The sequence below is a fragment of the Catenuloplanes nepalensis genome (genome assembly GCF_030811575.1).
GTDB classification, from domain to species: Bacteria; Actinomycetota; Actinomycetes; order Mycobacteriales; family Micromonosporaceae; genus Catenuloplanes; species Catenuloplanes nepalensis.
The window spans coordinates 6,095,317-6,112,068 of sequence record NZ_JAUSRA010000001.1 but is presented as its reverse complement, the minus strand read 5'-3'; the positions used below and the strand labels follow the sequence as shown (position 1 = coordinate 6,112,068).

At 71.0% G+C, this 16,752-nt stretch carries 10 protein-coding genes and 4 tRNA genes; 5 read left to right on the top strand and 9 right to left on the bottom strand.

Annotation, left to right across the window (positions count from 1 at the left end):
- Positions 1-20: 20 nt before the first annotated feature.
- Genes rhaS through J2S43_RS26150 form a run of 4 tightly spaced genes read right to left on the bottom strand, consistent with a single transcriptional unit; the run spans position 21 to position 4,669 of the window.
- Positions 21-1,091, bottom strand: coding sequence for a rhamnose ABC transporter substrate-binding protein (gene rhaS / locus J2S43_RS26165; protein WP_306833581.1), 1,071 nt, complete (start codon positions 1,089-1,091; stop codon positions 21-23).
- 38 nt (positions 1,092-1,129) lie between these two features.
- Positions 1,130-2,125: an ABC transporter permease gene (locus J2S43_RS26160; RefSeq protein ID WP_306833579.1), complete on the bottom strand. Its 996-nt coding sequence runs from the start codon at positions 2,123-2,125 to the stop codon at positions 1,130-1,132.
- On the bottom strand, positions 2,118-3,149 hold the full coding sequence (locus J2S43_RS26155; RefSeq protein WP_306833577.1) for an ABC transporter permease: 1,032 nt from the start codon (positions 3,147-3,149) through the stop codon (positions 2,118-2,120). The genes J2S43_RS26160 and J2S43_RS26155 overlap by 8 nt, the downstream gene beginning before the upstream one ends.
- Positions 3,146-4,669: a sugar ABC transporter ATP-binding protein gene (locus tag J2S43_RS26150; RefSeq protein ID WP_306833575.1), complete on the bottom strand. Its 1,524-nt coding sequence runs from the start codon at positions 4,667-4,669 to the stop codon at positions 3,146-3,148. The genes J2S43_RS26155 and J2S43_RS26150 overlap by 4 nt, the downstream gene beginning before the upstream one ends.
- 184 nt (positions 4,670-4,853) lie before the next feature.
- Here J2S43_RS26150 and J2S43_RS26145 point away from each other — a divergent pair, with 184 nt between their 5' ends.
- The 4 genes from J2S43_RS26145 (at position 4,854) to J2S43_RS26130 (ending at position 13,245) form a co-directional block, all read left to right on the top strand.
- Positions 4,854-5,897 (top strand): LacI family DNA-binding transcriptional regulator, encoded by a 1,044-nt coding sequence (locus tag J2S43_RS26145; protein WP_306833573.1) that lies wholly within the window; start codon positions 4,854-4,856, stop codon positions 5,895-5,897.
- Between the two features lie 969 nt (positions 5,898-6,866).
- Positions 6,867-8,924: a bifunctional aldolase/short-chain dehydrogenase gene (locus J2S43_RS26140; protein ID WP_306833571.1), complete on the top strand. Its 2,058-nt coding sequence runs from the start codon at positions 6,867-6,869 to the stop codon at positions 8,922-8,924.
- The gene (locus tag J2S43_RS26135) at positions 8,921-10,336 is read left to right on the top strand and encodes a rhamnulokinase (protein ID WP_306833569.1); all 1,416 of its coding nucleotides are present in this window, start codon (positions 8,921-8,923) and stop codon (positions 10,334-10,336) included. The genes J2S43_RS26140 and J2S43_RS26135 overlap by 4 nt, the downstream gene beginning before the upstream one ends.
- 197 nt (positions 10,337-10,533) lie before the next feature.
- Positions 10,534-13,245 (top strand): AbfB domain-containing protein, encoded by a 2,712-nt coding sequence (locus tag J2S43_RS26130; RefSeq protein WP_306833568.1) that lies wholly within the window; start codon positions 10,534-10,536, stop codon positions 13,243-13,245.
- Between the two features lie 83 nt (positions 13,246-13,328).
- On the opposite strand, the gene J2S43_RS26125 is transcribed toward J2S43_RS26130, so the two are convergent.
- From J2S43_RS26125 to J2S43_RS26105, 5 genes are all read right to left on the bottom strand, one after another.
- A complete protein-coding gene (locus tag J2S43_RS26125) occupies positions 13,329-13,898 on the bottom strand; it encodes a hypothetical protein (RefSeq protein WP_306833566.1) in 570 nt (189 codons plus the stop codon).
- A 310-nt stretch (positions 13,899-14,208) separates the two neighbouring features.
- Positions 14,209-14,289, bottom strand: a tRNA-Tyr gene (locus J2S43_RS26120).
- A 39-nt stretch (positions 14,290-14,328) separates the two neighbouring features.
- Positions 14,329-14,401, bottom strand: a tRNA-Ala gene (locus J2S43_RS26115).
- 35 nt (positions 14,402-14,436) lie between these two features.
- Positions 14,437-14,511, bottom strand: a tRNA-Leu gene (locus tag J2S43_RS26110).
- 14 nt (positions 14,512-14,525) lie between these two features.
- Positions 14,526-14,599 (bottom strand) — tRNA-Leu (locus J2S43_RS26105).
- A gap of 351 nt (positions 14,600-14,950) precedes the next feature.
- Between J2S43_RS26105 and J2S43_RS26100 the strand changes: the two genes are divergently transcribed.
- Positions 14,951-16,750, top strand: coding sequence for an Hsp70 family protein (locus tag J2S43_RS26100; protein ID WP_306833564.1), 1,800 nt, complete (start codon positions 14,951-14,953; stop codon positions 16,748-16,750).
- The last annotated feature ends 2 nt before the right edge of the window (positions 16,751-16,752 follow it).

The window sequence follows — 16,752 nt, the reverse complement described above, 5'->3', positions numbered from 1 at the left end:
ACCACTCCCTGATCAGTTGGTCAGAAGTCGAACTGGTCGATGTTCTGCGCGGTGAACTCGGTGGGCGGGCCGAGCACGATCTCGCCGTCCGCCGCGATCGTGTACTCGCCGAGCTTGCCGGCCGTGAACTTCTCGCCCTGCGCGCCGGTGATCTGGCCGGACGCGAGCGCGGCACCGGCGTACGCGGCCAGGTATCCGATGTCGGACGGGACCCAGAGCGCGAACTTCGAGACGGTGCCGTCCTTGACGTACTCCCGCATCTGGTTGGGCAGGCCCAGGCCGGTGATCGCGACCTTGCCCTTGTAGTTGGAGGAGGAGACGTACCGCGCGGCCGCCGCGATGCCCACCGTGGTCGGCGAGACGATCACCTTCAGGTTCGGGTACGACTGGAGCAGGCCCTGCGCCTCCTGGAACGACTTCTGGTCCTCGTCGTTGCCGTAGACCGTCTTGACCAGCTTGAGCTTGCTGTTCTCCGGCTTCTTCAGCTCCTCCTCGACGACCTTGATCCAGGCGTTCTGGTTGGTCGCGTTCGGCGTCGCGGAGAGGATCGCGATCTCGCCCTCGCCGCCGGCCAGCTCGTTCGCCATCTTCGCCAGGCTCTCGCCGATGCCCTGCGTGGTGGCCTGGTTGATGAAGACGTCGCGGCAGTCCTTCGACGCGTCCGAGTCGAACGAGACGATCTTGATGCCGGCCTGGCGGGCCTGCTGGAGCGACGGGCAGACCGCGTTCGGGTCGTTGGCCGCGATGCCGATCACGTCCTGTTGCTGCTGGATCAGCGTGTTGATGTAGCTGACCTGCGACGATGCGGCCGCGTCGTTCGGGCCGACCAGCTTGTACTCGCCCTTCAGTTCGCCGACCGCGACCTCGCCGCCACCGGCCAGCACGTCCGAGTAGGGGTTGTTCAGCTGCTTCGGCAGGAAGGCGATCTTCAGGCCCTCCTTGATCGCGGCGTTCGGGTCGGCGCTGGCGGTGGACGCCGGTCCGGCCGCGCCGTCGTCGTCGCCCTTGCTGGTGCCGCCGCACGCGGCGATGCCGAGCGTCAGCAGCGACGCGGTGGCCACGGCCAGCGCGCGCGTGGTGTGAATCCTCATCGGGTGCCCTTCCTTGATGTGCCACGGAAACTTCAAGATCAAGAACTCTTCACGGGTACGGCCCGGAGGCGCCGCCGGTGCAGGGAGTCGCGAACGCCGGTGATGATGTTGGGAAGCAGGACCGACGCGATCAGCAGCACGCCGGTCACGATGTTCAGCGCCTGGCCGGACACGTCCTGCAGGCGCAGCGCGTTCTGCAGCACGGCCAGCAGCAGCACGCCGGAGAGCACGCCCCACAGGCTGCCTCTGCCACCGAAGATCGAGACGCCGCCGAGCAGCACGGCCGCCACCACCGCCAGCTCCAGCCCGGCGCCGTTGTCCGCCCGGGCGCTGGAGTAGCGGAGTGTCCACAGCACGCCGGCCAGGCCGGCGATCGCGCCACTCACCACGTACAGCCAGAATTTGGTCCTGGCGACGTCGACGCCGGAGAAGCGGGCCGCCTGGTCGTTCGCGCCGATCGCGAACAGCGAGCGGCCGAACGGCGTGGCGTGCAGCACCACCCCGAAGATCACCGCGAGTACGACCAGCACGATCAGCACGTTCGGGATCGGGCCGCCGCCGATCGTGCCGGTCACCCAGCCGGTGAACGCCCACGGGAAGTCCGCGACCGCGGCGTCGCCGAGCACCACCAGCGCGAGCCCGCGGTAGAGCGCGAGCGTGCCGATCGTGACCGCGAGCGACGGCAGGCCGAGCCGGTTGATCAGCACGCCGTTGACCGCGCCGAGCAGCGCACCGATCAGCACGCAGAGCGGGATGATCATCTCGATGGTCAGGCCGCGATTCCACAGGTCGCCCATGATCGCGCTGGTCAGGCCGAGCGTGCTGGCCACGCTCAGGTCGATCTCGCCGGTGATCACGATCATCGTCATCGGCAGCGCGATCAGCGCGATCGGCAGCAGGTCCAGGATCAGGAACGTGAAGTTGGTGCCGTTGCCGAAGTTCTCCACCCCGGCGGTGGCCGCGATCAGCACCGCGACGGTCACTCCGATGATCACGGTGTCCCAGCTCGCGAGCCGGCCCCTCAGCTCAGACATGCGAGTCCCTCTTCCGAAGCGAGCGGGCGATGCGGACCGCGACCAGCCGGTCCGCGCCGATGGCCAGCACGATCAGCGCGCCGACGATGGCCTGCTGCCAGAACTGGTTGATGTCCAGCACCGCGAGCGCGCTGCCGATCACGGTGAGCAGCAGCGCGCCGAGGCCCGCGCCCCAGATCGTGCCGCTGCCGCCGAAGACCGCCACGCCGCCGACCACCACGGCCGCGACGACCTGCAGCTCGTAGCCGTTGCCGGAGGAGGCGTCGACGGTGCCGAACCGGGACGCGTAGAGCACGCCGCCGAGCCCGGCCAGCGCGCCGCTGATCACGAACGCGACCAGGGTGTTCCGCGCGATCCGGATGCCCGCCAGCCCGGCCGCGTGCGGGCTGGAGCCCATCGCGTAGAGCTCGCGGCCGATCCGGTAGTTGCGCATCATCAGGCCGACGCCGGCGATCACCACCAGGGCGATAAGGACCAGCCACGGTACGCCGAGAAGCGCGCTGTTCGCGAAGCGCAGGAAGTGCCGGGGCACCTCGTCCGCCGTGACCTGCTGGCCGCCGGCCCACGAGTAGGTGAGGCCGCGGTAGGCGTACATCGTGCCGAGCGTGACCACCAGCGCGGGCACGTTGCCGAAGTGCACCAGCGCGCCGTTGACCACGCCGGCCACCGCACCGATTGCCAGGCCCAGCCCGAGCGCGGCCACCATCGGCAGGCCCTGGTTGTCCTGCATCACGGTCGCGACCGTGAACGCGCTCAGGCCGAGCACCGAGCCGACGCTCAGGTCGATGTGCCGGGTGATCACCACGACCGCCATGCCGGACGCGAGCACGGCCAGGATCGCGGTGTTGAGCAGGATGTCCGTGATGCTCTGCGAGCCGAGGAAACGCGGCTGGTTGATCGCGGTGTACGCGACCAGGACCACCAGCGCGAGCACGATGCCCATCTCGCGCTGCCGGACGACGTACCCGATGCGGAGTCTTGGTTTTTTGTCGTTCTTCCGGATCTCCGCGGTCGCGACGCTCATGCGGTCACCTGCTGTCCCATCGCGGCGTACATCACGGTCTCCTCGGTGGCGTCCGCGCGGGAGAGCTCCGCGACCAGGTGGCCCTCGCGCAGCACCAGCACGCGGTCGGCCATGCCGAGCACCTCGGGCAGCTCGGACGAGACCATCACGACCGCCATGCCGTCCGCGGCCAGCTGCGACATCAGCCGGTGCACCTCGGCCTTGGTGCCGACGTCGATGCCCCGGGTCGGCTCGTCCACGATCAGCAGCTTCGGCCCGGTGGCCAGCCACTTGGCCAGCACCACCTTCTGCTGGTTGCCACCGGAGAGCGTGCCGACCAGGTCGGAGAGCCGGCCGAACTTGGTCTGCAGCTTCCGCGTCCAGTCGGTCGCCTCGCGCCGCTCCGCCCCGCCGAAGAGCAGGCCGAGTTTGGCGAGCGCGCCGGCGCGGGGGAGCGTCACGTTGCGCTCGATCGACAGGTCCATCACCAGGCCCTGCTGGCGGCGGTCCTCCGGGACGAGCGCCATGCCCGCGTTCATCGCGGCGCGCGGGTTGCCCGGCCTGAGGCGCTTGCCGAGGAACGTGACGGTGCCGCTGTCGTACGGGTCGACGCCGAACACGGCCTGCATGACCTCGGAACGGCCGGACCCGACCAGGCCGGCGAGTGCCACGATCTCGCCGGCCCGCACGGTGAAGCTGATGTCGCGGAACACGCCCGCGCGGCTGAGGGCCTCGACGCGCAGCACCTCCTCGCCGGGCGTCACGTCCTGCTTGGCGAAGAGCGTGGACAGGTCGCGGCCGACCATCCGGCGGATCATGTCGTCGACCGTCAGGTCCTCGATCCGCTCGGTGCAGACGTGTCTGCCGTCCCGCATGATCGTGACGCGCTGGCAGAGCGCGGTGATCTCCTCGAACCGGTGCGAGATGAACATGATCGCGGCGCCCTCGTCGCGCAGCGACCGGACCACGGAGAAGAGCCGCTCGACTTCGACGCCGGAGAGCGCCGCGGTCGGCTCGTCCATGATCAGCACCTTGGCGTGCACGGAGAGCGCCTTCGCGATCTCGACGATCTGCTGGTCCGCGATGGAGAGGCCCCGGGCCGGCCGGTCCGGATCGATCCGCACGCCGAGCCGGGTGAAGAGCGCCTCGGCCGTGGCGCGCATGGACTTGCGGTCGATCTGGCGCAGCCGGGTCAGCGGCGCGTTGCCCATCGCGATGTTCTCCGCGACGGAGAGGTCCGGGAAGAGCGTGGGCTCCTGGTAGATGACCGCGATGCCGGCCGCCTTCGCGCCGGCGGGGGAGTTCCAGGAAGCCTCGTGGCCGTCGACCCGGAGCGTGCCGGTGTCCGGCCGGTGCACGCCGGCCAGCATCTTCACGATCGTGGACTTGCCGGCGCCGTTCTCCCCGACGAGCGCGTGCGCCTCGCCGGCGAACAGTGGGAAGGAGACGCCCTGCACGGCGGCCACGGCGCCGAAGGACTTGCTGACGTCCAGGACCTCAAGTAACGCCGGGCCTGACGACGCGCTTCGATCTGTCGTCACGGGCCACCTCCGCGTCTCGTCGATTGATTTGAAACATTTCAAGTGGTGTACGGTGACGCTAGGTGGCGCCGGTCACACGTGTCAAGGCTGCGTGGGAAATCGTTAGGAAACACGCCGTTCGCACGGATGTGCGTACCGTAGGGTGTCTCTACAACGTTTCAAATTCCGTCAGGAGTTCGCCTTGGTGAGCCAGCAACGTGCCCGGCCGGGTTCCCGCACGCCCTCGGTCAAGGACGTGGCTGCCGCCGCGGACGTCTCCCTCGGCACCGTCTCCAACGTGCTCAACCGCCCCGAGCGGGTCAGCCCGGCCACCCGCGAGCGCGTCGAACGGGCCATGGCCGATCTCGGCTTCGTGCGCAACGAGTCGGCCCGGCAGCTGCGCGCCGGAACCAGCCGCACGCTCGCCTACGTGATGCTGGACGCGACCAACCCGTTCTTCAACGACGTGGCGCAGGGCATCGAGCTGGCCGCTGAGGACGCGGACCTGTCGCTGTTCATCTGCAACAGCAACGGCCGGGCCGGGCGCGAGGAGGCGCACCTCGACCGCCTGCTCCAGCAGCGCGTGCAGGGCATCCTGATCACGCCGGTCAACGCGGACGCGCCGCACCTGGACGAGATCTCCCGCCGCGGCATCCCGGTGGTGATCGTCGACCGGCACCGCGACTCCGGCGGCTTCTGCTCGGTCGGCGTCGACGACGTGCTCGGCGGCCGAATCGCGGTCGAGCACCTGATCGAGCAGGGGCACGACCGGGTCGCGTTCGTCGGCGGGCCGGACTCGATCGGCCAGGTCCGCGAGCGGCTGGAGGGCGCGCGCCAGATCTGGGCCGAGTTCGACCGCAACCCGGACGACCTGGTGTGGCTGCCCACGGAGGCACTCACGGTCAGCGAGGGGCGGTCCGCCGGGGAGCGTCTCGCCGGCCTCGCGGCGCGCCGCCGGCCGACCGCCGCGTTCTGCGCGAACGACCTGCTCGCGCTGGGCCTGTTGCAGCAGGCGGTGGGCGCGGGCGCGCGGGTGCCGGAGGACCTGGCGATCGTCGGGTTCGACGACATCGAGTTCGCGGCCGCGGCGGCGGTGCCGCTGACATCGGTGCGCCAGCCGCGCCAGGAACTGGGCCGCGCGGCCGCGAAGCTGCTGCTGGACGAGGCGACGAACGCGCAGCACCGGCACGAGCAGGCGACGTTCATCCCGGAACTCGTCGCCCGCGCCTCCACGGCCAACCGCTCCTGACGGCCGTCGCCGCGCTTCCGTCAGCGTCGTGCTTCCGTCAGCGCCGTGCTTCCGTCAGCGTCGTGCCGTGCTTGCGCCGCAGCCGCTGGTGCCGGTCGGCCTCGTGGTCTTCTCGCGCCTTTTGGCGTCAGGGTGTGCGGTGCTCCGTAGCGTCGAACCCCTATAGCGTGAGATTTCGGGCGCGCGGCGCCCCGCATGGCCAGCGCCGCTCGAACCTCGACCCTGAAAGGCTCGGTAGCCGAAGCGGACGCACCCGCCCGGCCGCGGCCTGCCGCTGCGACGCCCGAATTGTCGTTCCAGCTCAGCGTTTTCCGCGCCAGCGATCATTTGAGTGATACGTCAGGTAGATCCACTCCGCCGGTTGATCTACCTGACGTATCACTCAATGATCGCTACGGCGATGTGGCATGGCGTGCGGGCGTCGCATCGCCGGAGCGGGGCTTTATATCATGAAATATCGGGCGCAGTGAGCTGGGCCGCGCTGGGCCGCGCTGGGCCGTGCTGGGCCGCGCTGGGCCGCGCTGGGCCGGGCGTGCTGGGCCGTGCTGGGCCGGGCGTGCTGGGCCGGGCGTGCTGGGCCGGGCCGGCTTGCTGCGCCGTGGTTGCCTGGGCGGGGTGCGGACGTGGGGTCTGTTGTTGGTTTGCCGTGAAGGGTCTGGCTGGGGTGGGTGGGCTTGCTGTGGGTGGTGGCTGGGTTTGTGGTGACCGGTGGGGGAGCGGCAGGAAGGTCGGTCTGCGACCGACCGGTGCCCGCGGGAGCATCCCCGGCGTGGCCACGCCGGAGATGGGAAATCCGCTGGGTCCTGATGTGCCGCAGGTGCGGGGCGTGGGGCTCTTGAACGTTTCATGCGGTCGGCCGGGGGTTGACCCGGCCATACCGTGCGCCGTAACCTGTCCGAAATTCATGAAACGTTTCATGGCATCCGGTATTCCCCTGGACGTCTCGACCACCTCCGCGAGAAGGACACCATGACGAACCCCGCAGTGCGTGATCTGCTGGACCGCAGCAACCGGCTGGGCGCGGATCCGCGCAACACCAACTACGCCGGTGGCAACACGTCCGCGAAGGCGACCGAGACGGATCCGGTGACCGGTGCGCCGGCGGAGTTGCTGTGGGTGAAGGGGTCGGGGGGTGACCTCGGCACGCTGCGGGAGAAGGGGCTCGCGGTGCTGCGGCTCGATCGGCTGCGGGCGCTGGCCGGCGTCTATCCGGGCGTCGCCGGCGGGGCCGGCCCGGTCGATTCGGCGCGCGAGGACGAGATGGTGTCCTTGTTGGACTACTGCCTGCACGGGCGTGGCGGCGCGGCGCCGTCGATCGACACCGCGATGCACGGGCTGGTGAACGTGGCGCACGTCGATCACCTGCATCCGGACGCGGGCATCGCGATCGCGACCGCGGCGGACGGGCCGGCGCTGACCAAGGAGATCTTCGGGGACCGCGTGGTCTGGGTGCCGTGGCGGCGGCCCGGCTTCCAGCTGGGGCTGGACATCGCGGCGGTGCAGCGCGCGAACCCGGCCGCGATCGGCTGCGTCCTGGGCGGGCACGGCATCACGGCGTGGGGTGCGACCAGCGAGGAGTGCGAGCGCAACTCGATCACCATCATCGAGACCGCGGCGGCCTACATCGAGGCGCACGGGCGGCCGGATCCGTTCGGTGCGATCGTCACCGAGCCGCTGGACGAGGAGGCGCGGCACGCCCGCGCGGCCGCGCTGTTCCCGGTGATCCGCGGGCTGGCGTCGACCGATCGACCGCAGGTCGGGCACTACACGGACGTGCCCGAGGTGCTGGACTTCGTCGGCCGGGAGCGTCTGGGCGAGCTGGCGGAGAAGGGCACCTCCTGCCCGGACCACTTCCTGCGTACCAAGGTCAAGCCTCTGGTTCTGGATCTGGCTCCGGACGCGTCCATCGAGGACACGGTCGCGCGGCTGACCGAGCTCCACGAGGCGTACCGGGCGGACTACCGGGCCTACTACGAGCGGCACGCGACGGCGGAGTCGCCGGCGATGCGCGGTGCGGACCCGGCGATCGTGCTGGTGCCGGGCGTGGGCATGTTCTCGTTCGGGGCGAACAAGCAGACGGCTCGGGTGGCCGGCGAGTTCTACGTCAACGCGATCAACGTGATGCGCGGTGCGGAGGCGATCTCCACCTACGCGCCGATCGACGAGTCGGAGAAGTTCCGGATCGAGTACTGGGCCCTGGAGGAGGCGAAGCTGCGGCGCATGCCGCGGCCGAAGCCGCTGGCCACCCGGGTCGCGTTCGTGACCGGCGGCGGCTCCGGGATCGGCCGGGCGATCGCGCTGCGGCTCGCGGCCGAGGGCGCCTGCGTGGTGGTCGCGGACCGCAACTTCGAGACCGCACAGACGGTGGCGAGCGAGATCGGCGGTACGGACGCGGCGATCGCGGTCGAGGCGGACGTGACGGACGGTGCCGCGGTGGCGAAGGCCCTCGCAGCCGCGACAAGAGCGTTCGGCGGCGTGGATCTGATCGTCAACAACGCCGGGCTGTCCGTGTCGAAGCCGCTGCTGGAGACGACCGAGGCGGACTGGGATCTGCAGCACGACGTGATGGCGAAGGGCTCGTTCCTGGTCTCCCGCGAGGCCGCGAAGGTGCTGGTCGCGCAGGGCATGGGCGGCGACATCGTCTACATCTCGTCGAAGAACTCGCTCTTCGCCGGCCCGAACAACGTGGCGTACGGCGCGGCCAAGGCCGACCAGGCGCACCAGGTCCGGCTGCTCGCGGCCGAGCTGGGCGGTCACGGGATCCGCGTCAACGGCATCAACCCGGACGGCGTGGTCCGTGGCTCCGGCATCTTCGCCGGTGGCTGGGGTGCGAAGCGGGCCGCGGTCTACGGCGTGCCGGAGGAGGAGCTGGGCGCCTACTACGCGCAGCGCACGCTGCTCAAGCGCGAGGTGCTGCCGGAGCACGTGGCGAACGCGGTGTTCGTGCTGACCGCGGGCGAGCTGTCGCACACCACCGGCCTGCACATCCCGGTCGACGCGGGTGTCGCCGCGGCCTTCCTCCGATGAGGACCTTCGCCGCCGTCGACCTCGGCGCGTCGTCGGGCCGGGTGGTCAGGGCGACGCTTGATGGATCAACGTTGAGCCTCGACGAGGTGCACCGCTTCCCGAACGAGCCGGTGTCGGTCAACGGCACGCTGCACTGGGACATCCTGGCGCTCTACCGCGGCGTGCTGGAGGGGCTGCGCAGGTCCGGGCCGGTGGACAGCATCGGCATCGACTCGTGGGCGGTCGACTACGGGCTGCTCGACTCCACCGGCGCGCTGCTCGGCAACCCGGTGCACTACCGGGACGCGCGCACCACCGGCAGCTGGCGGAGCGTGGCGGCCGCGATCGGCGAGGAGCGGCTCTACGGCATCACCGGGTTGCAGCAGCTGAACTTCAACACGCTCTACCAGCTGTCGGCCGCGCGGGACACGCCGGTGCTGGCCGCCGCCCGGCACTTTCTGATGATCCCTGACCTGATCGCCTACTGGCTGACCGGCGAGATCGGTGCGGAGATCACAAACGCCTCCACCACCCAGCTGTACGACCTGGGCAAGCGCGCCTGGTCGGCCGAACTGATCGGCGCGGCGGGCCTGGACGCGGGCCTGTTCCCGCCGCTGCGCGAGCCGGGCACGGTGATCGGCCGGGCTCGCGAGCTGGACGGGAACCCGGCCGTGGTCGCGGTCGGTTCGCACGACACCGCGTCGGCGGTGGTGGCGGTGCCGGCCGCGGACGCGCACTTCGCGTACATCTCGTGCGGCACCTGGTCGCTGGTCGGCGTGGAGCTGGACGGGCCGGTGCTGACCGAGGCCAGCCGCGCCGCGAACTTCACCAACGAGGGCGGCGTCGACGGCACGATCCGGTACCTGCGCAACGTGATGGGCCTCTGGCTGCTCCAGGAGTCCTGCCGCACGTGGGGCGACCCGGACCTCGGTTGCCTGATCGACGCTGCCGGTGCGCGCGAGCCGTTCGTCTCCGTCGTCGATCCGGACCACGAGGACTTCCTCGCGCCCGGTGACATGCCGGCCCGCATCGCGGAGTTCTGCCGCCGCACCGGCCAGCCCGTGCCGGCGGACCCGCCCGCGTTCGTGCGGACCATCGTGGACAGTCTCGCGCTGGCCCACCGTCGCACGGTCCGCGAGGCGGCCGCGCTCTCCGGCACGCGCGTCGACGTGGTGCACGTGGTCGGCGGCGGCGCCCGCAACGCGCTGCTCTGCCAGCTGACCGCGGACGCGTGCGGGCTGCCGGTGCTGGCCGGGCCGGTCGAGGCGACCGCGCTCGGCAACGTGCTGGTCCAGGCGCGCGCGGCCGGCGTGGCCGGTCCGGACCTGAGCGCGCTGCGCGCGTTGCTGCGCGAGACCCAGGAGCTGACACGGTACGAGCCGGCCGGCGACCCGGCCGCGTGGGACGCGGCGGCCGCGCGGCTGGGCTTTTGACGGCTCGCGGACGGCGTCGGGCAGAGTCCGCGATCGAGGCGTCCCCCACGTCGTTCTGACGACGTGGGGGACGCCTCGATCATGGGTGGGGCCAATTCATCGACGTCTGCCGTTGCGTTGGCGTTGAGGGCGCTCTATAAACAACGTTAATTGAAAGCGCTCTCTCCGTCTTCACCCCACCCTACGGGAGCAGGCCGATGAAGAAGGTCCTGACCTGGCTGGCGACCGCCGTCCTGGCCGCCGGTTCCGCGATCCTGGTGTATCCCGGCGCCGCGAGTGCCGCGTACATCCCGAAGACGCCGCCGCTGTCCACGCCGTGGACGTCGCAGGTGTCGCTGACGAATCCGCTGCCGGAGTACCCGCGGCCGCAGCTGACCCGGGCGGACTGGCAGAGTCTGAACGGGCAGTGGCAGTTCGCCGCGTCGTCGCAGATCGGCACGCCGCCGACCGGGCAGAACCTGGCCGAGACCGTGCTGGTGCCGTACCCGGTCGAGTCCGCGCTGTCCGGGATCATGCGGCACGAGAACAACATGTTCTACCGGCGTACGTTCACCGTGCCCGCGTCCTGGTCCGGGCGGCGGGTGCAGCTCAACTTCGGCGCGGTGACCTGGCGGGCCAACGTCTGGATCAACGGGGTCAGCGCGGGCTCGCACACCGGCGGGTACGACGCGTGGTCACTGGACGTCACGCCGCACCTGAACGGCGGGACCAATGAGATCATCGTGGGCGTCCACTCGCCGGTGGACGCGGCCGGCATCCCGCTCGGCAAGCAGCGGCTCAACCCGAGCGGCATCTTCTACACCGCGGCGTCCGGGATCTGGCAGAGCGTGTGGCTGGAGCCGACGGCCGCGGGGCGGATCACCCGGCTGGACACCGTTCCGGACGTACCCGCGCAGGCTCTTGATCTTGATGTGCGGACCGCGAACGCGGCCGGCCAGACCGTCACCGCGACCGTCTCCACCGGCGGCACCACGGTGGCGACCGCGTCCGCGCCGGCCGGCACCCGGCTGCGCATCCCGTTGCCGAACGCGCGGCTGTGGAGCCCGGACGACCCGTTCCTCTACGACCTGCGCGTGACGCTCTCCGGCGGCGACAGCGTGGGCGGATATTTCGGCATGCGTTCCATCTCGACCGCGGTGGTGAACGGGTTCCTGCGGCCGGTGGTGAACGGGCGGTTCTACTTCCAGATGGGCACGCTCGACCAGGGGTACTGGCCGGACGGCATCTACACCGCGCCGACCGACGAGGCGCTGCGCTTCGACCTGGAACGGCAGAAGGCGCTCGGCTACAACACGGTCCGCAAGCACATCAAGGTCGAGCCGGCTCGCTGGTTCTACCACGCGGACCGGCTCGGGCTGCTGGTCATGCAGGACATGCCGTCGATGCGCACCGGCGTCACACCGTCCGCCGCCGACCGAAGCACCTTCGAGGACGAACTGCGGCGGATGATCGACCAGCTGCGCGGGATCACGTCGATCGTGCAGTGGATCCCGTTCAACGAGGGATGGGGCGAGTACGACGAGGCACGGATCACCGACCTGGTCAAGAACTATGACCCGACGCGGCTGGTGAACGGCAACTCCGGCTCCAACTGCTGCGGGCGAGATCCCGGCAACGGCGACGTGGTCGACGACCACATCTACGTCGGGCCGGGAGTGACGGCTCTGCCCAGCGCGACCCGGATCGCGCAGCTCGGTGAGTTCGGCGGGCTCGGGCTGCGCGTGGCCGGGCACGAGTGGTCCCCGGGCAACGGGTTCAGCTACGAGATGGTCGCGGACGATGCGGCGCTCAACCGGCGGTACGTCGAGGTCACGGACACGCTCCAAGGGCTGATCCGGTCGCGTGGGCTGTCGGGTTCGATCTACACCGAGCCGACGGACGTGGAGAACGAGGTCAACGGCCTTTACACGTACGACCGGCAGGTCTTCAAGATGAACTTCGATCAGGTCCGGGCCGCGCACCTGGCCGTCCAGGGTGCGGCGGCCTGGCTGCGGCCCGGCGAATCGATCTCGCTCGGCGTGACCACGCCCGGCTTCACCGACCGTTACCTGCGGCACTCCGCGTCGCTCGGCGTCACCTCCACCGTCGGTGACACGCTGTCCCGGCAGGACACCACGTTCCGGGTCCGGGCCGGGCTGGCCGGGACCGGCTGCTGGTCGTTCGAGTCGCGCAACTACCCCGGCCGCTACCTGCGGCACGCGAACTCCCGGGTCCGGCTGGACGCGTCCGACGGCACCGCGGTCTTCGCCGCGGACGCCACGTTCTGCCAGCGGACCGGGAAGACCGCGGCCGGCGTCTCGTTCGAGGCCTACAACCAGCCCGGCCGGTTCCTGCGCCACACGGCCGGCGAGGTCTGGATCGCGGGGGCGACCGAGAACCCGGCGTCGTTCGCCGCGGACACGACCTGGCAGGTCGCGTCGCCGTGGTGGCGCAGCGGCGCGGACCTGACCTCGGGCGCGCGCGTCTCACTCGGCGTGACCACGGCCGGGTTCACCGACCGCTACCTGCGGCACCAGGACTCGCTCGGCGTCACGTCCGTGGTCACCACGGCCTCGGACGCGACCACCCGGGCGGACGCCACGTTCACGGTCCGGCCCGGACTGGCCGACCCGTCCTGCTACTCGCTCGAATCGGTCAACCATCCCGGCCGCTACCTGCGTCACTCCAACTTCCGGCTGCGGCTGGACGCGACGGACGGCGGCGTGGTCTTCCCGTGGGACGCCACGTTCTGCGCGGAGCCGGGCACGGGCGGCGTGACGCTGCGGTCGTACAACATGGCCGGCCACGCGATCCGGCACCACAGCGCCCAGGTGTGGATCGCCACCGCCGGCGGCCCGCACACCCCCCAGGACAGCGCGACCGGCTTCGCGGCCGACACGACCTGGCGGATCGCGGCCCCGCTCGGCTGACCGCACATCGCTCCGGGCCGGCGGGAACGCTGTCCGCCGGCCCGGAGCGTCTCGCGTGCCGCTTGAGCGCGGGTTGCCGCCGGTCAGTGCTTCATGCGGGTCAGCAGGCCGAACTCGGGGTGGACGGCGCCGGGCTGGGCGAGGGCGCGAAAATCGGCCTCGACCTCGGTCACGGGCAGCGTGCCGGCGCGGACCGCGGCGAAGCGGACCATGGACCAGATGAAGACGTCGAGGTTGTCGAAGCGGGTGTCGGCCTCGAGCACCTCCTCCTCGTGGAACCAGACCGCGACCTGGCCGTTCGTCAGCACCACGAGGTAGTTGCCGCCGCCGTCCGCGCCGATCGCGAAGACGTCGTCGTCGATCAGCTCGGTCTCGTAGTCGGAGTCGACGATGCGGGCGCCGTTGGCCGCGAAGTCGAACCCGTACGACCAGTCGTAGGCGTCCAGGATCTGCGGGAACGCGCCGGCCCGCACCCGCCGGTCGAGGCCGGTCAGCGCGGCGGCGTCCGCCGGGCTCAGGCGGGCGGCGAACGGCGCGACCGGACGGGTGGACGCAGGCACCACCACGCGGTCCTCGGCGGCCAGCCAGCGAGCCACATCCGCGTCGAGGTCACGCTCGACGTAACCGGTGAGATCAGCAACGGTGAGAGTCACCGGCGGATCGTAACCACGCTGGTCAACCACGCGGCAGCCTGCGCGCTGACGCCCGGCGGGGATTGCTGACGCGTGGTGTGGATTGCTGACGCGGTGGGGATGATGGAGCCCGCAACCGGATTCGAACCGGTGTGACGCGCTTTGCAGACGCGCTCCTCGCCTCTGAACTTTTTTCAACCTGTCCAGGACCGACACGCCGGCGGCGGACGGCGGCGCCGCACCCTCAGGGCCGAAGGCAGGTTGAAAATGGTTCACAGGACATGCGGGCGTGCGGGCGTGCGTGCGGACATGCGGGCGTGCGGTCGATGCGTGCGGGTGACAGGATTCGAACCTGCTCAGCGATGCGGACGGTTTACAGCCGCCCCCGACTCTCCAGCGTCGGCGCACCCGCGTGGGCCGGTCCGGCGGGTGCGCGGACCGGGTCGTTCCGTGGAGCCGGCGGGGCTCGAACCCGCCACCTCTGCCGTGCGAGGACAGTGCTCTTCCCGATGAGCTACGACCCCAAAGATCTTGTCGGTACGTGGATCTTGCTGGTACGTGCCCGGGGTGCGATTCGAACGCACACTGTCGCCGGCCTGAACGGCGCGCCTCCTGCCAGTTGGGCTACCCGGGCCCTATTGAATTGCGTGCCTCCGGCGCGATTCGAACGCGCATCGACGGCGTCCTCAACGCCGTTCCTCTACCAATTGGGATACGGAGGCATGGTGATATAAAGAATTGCGAGAAGTGAATTCGGGAGGGCAGAGAAAAGCCGCCCGGTCCCGTGACGGGAGGGGCGGCGTGGTCGCGCTGACGCTGGTCAGCTAGGACAACCGCCCCGATAGCCAAGGAGGGCCAGGGGTAGATAACCGAGGGCCGCGAGACAGGCCTGGGCCGACGACGCCGCGGCGGACCGTGCCGCGCGAAGCACCTGACCCGACATGACCGTCTCCTCATCCGTTTCGCTTCAGCCGCCCCGAAGCTGCTCATTACATTAAGCGCGCACCCCCGTGAATGGCAAGTATTTATTCGCCGCCGTTTTCCGGGTGGCGCGGAGCCCGTATCGTGTGCGCGTGACCGTCGCCCGGCTCGGAATAGACTTCGGCACCTCGCACACCGTCGCCGTCATCGCGTTCGACGGCCGGCCACCGGTGCCGCTGCTCTTCGACGGCTCGCCGCTGCTGCCGTCCGCCGTGTGGGCAGACCCGGCCGGCCGCCTCGTCGTCGGCCGGGACGCGCTGCACGCGGCGCAGTCCGACCCGGCCGCGTTCGAGCCGTTCCCGAAACGGCACATCGACGAGGCCACGCTGCTGCTCGGCGCCGCGCAGCCGGCCATCGAGGACGTCGTCGCCGCGATCCTCGCCCACGTGGCGACGGAGGCGCGGCAGGTCGCGGGCGGCCCGGTCACGCACGCCGCGCTCACCCACCCGGCCGCCTGGGCCGCACCGCGCCGGGCCCGGCTGGAGGCGGCCGCCCGCCGCGTCTTCCCGGACGTGACGCTGGTCAGCGAGCCGATCGCGGCCGCGAGTTACGTGATGCGCCGGGCCGGTGCGAAGGTCCCGCTGGGCGGCACCGTGCTGGTCTACGACTTCGGCGCGGGCACGTTCGACGCGTCCGCGGTCCGGGCGAGCCCGTCCGGGCTGGCCGTCACCGCGACCGAGGGCCTGGACGACACCGGCGGGCTGGACGTGGACGCCGCGATCGTCGGCCGCCTGAAGTCCGCGTACGACGCGGCGACCTGGGCCCGGCTCACCGCGCCGGCGACCCGGGCGGACCGCCGGGCCCGGCGTGCGCTGTGGGACGCGGCCCGGACCGCCAAGGAGGTGCTGACCCGCGCACCGTCCACGGTGATCGCGCTGCCGATCGGCGACGGCGAGGCACCGATCGGCCGCGAGGAGCTGGACGCGCTGGCCCGGCCCGTGCTGGCGCGCACGGTGGAGACGGCCGCGCGGGTGGCCGGGGCGTCCGGGCGTCTGGACGGCGTGTTCCTGGTCGGCGGCGCGAGCCGGATGCCGCTGGCGGCGTCGCTGCTGCACCAGGCGCTCGGCGTGCCGCCGTCGCTGCTGGACCAGCCGGAGCTGGTGGTGGCCGAGGGGGCGCTCTACGCCACGGAGCCACCCCCGGCCCCGGCCCGGGAGATCACGCCTCCGCACGCCTTCGGTGTGGTGCCGCAGAGTCCGGCGGTGCCGCGAAATCCCGCGGTACCGCCGCCGTGGCCCGGAACGATGCCCGCGACGACCGCCACGTCCGTCCCGCGACGCCGGCGGGTGACGGCGATCCTCGCGGCCGTCACGGCCGGGGTCGCCGTGCTGGCCACCGCGATCGCCGTACCGTCGTTGCTGAGCCGCGAGGATCCGGACGACGATGCCGCGCGTCCCGGCACCGTCACCGGGGCACCCGCCGGCTCATCCGCGCCCGTCCCCCCGTCACCCGCGCCGTCCGTGGCCGAGGGCGTGGACCCGTGCCTGGTCGGGACGTGGCTCAAGACCCACTACGAGACCGACACGACCGTCCGCGGCGAGCGGGTCACGATCGTCGGCCCGGGCGGCGGCACGATCGTCTACCGCGCGGACGGGACGTTCACCCACAGTTACGACGGCAGCAAGCCGCTCGGCGTGACGCACGACGGCGATCGCTGGGAGTACCAGTCGACCGGCACGATCAGCGGCCGTTACCGCACCCGGGACGGTGACACCCTGATCATCTTCGACACGGACGTGCGGGGCCAGGGCGTCTGGCGGCAGAACGGCACGGTCACGGAGACCACGGTGATGAGCGTGGCCCTGGATCCGCTGGACTACTACTGCTCCGCGGACAAGCTGACGCTGCACGCGGACTGGCTGGACATCGAGATGGACCGGCAGAGCCCCTGATC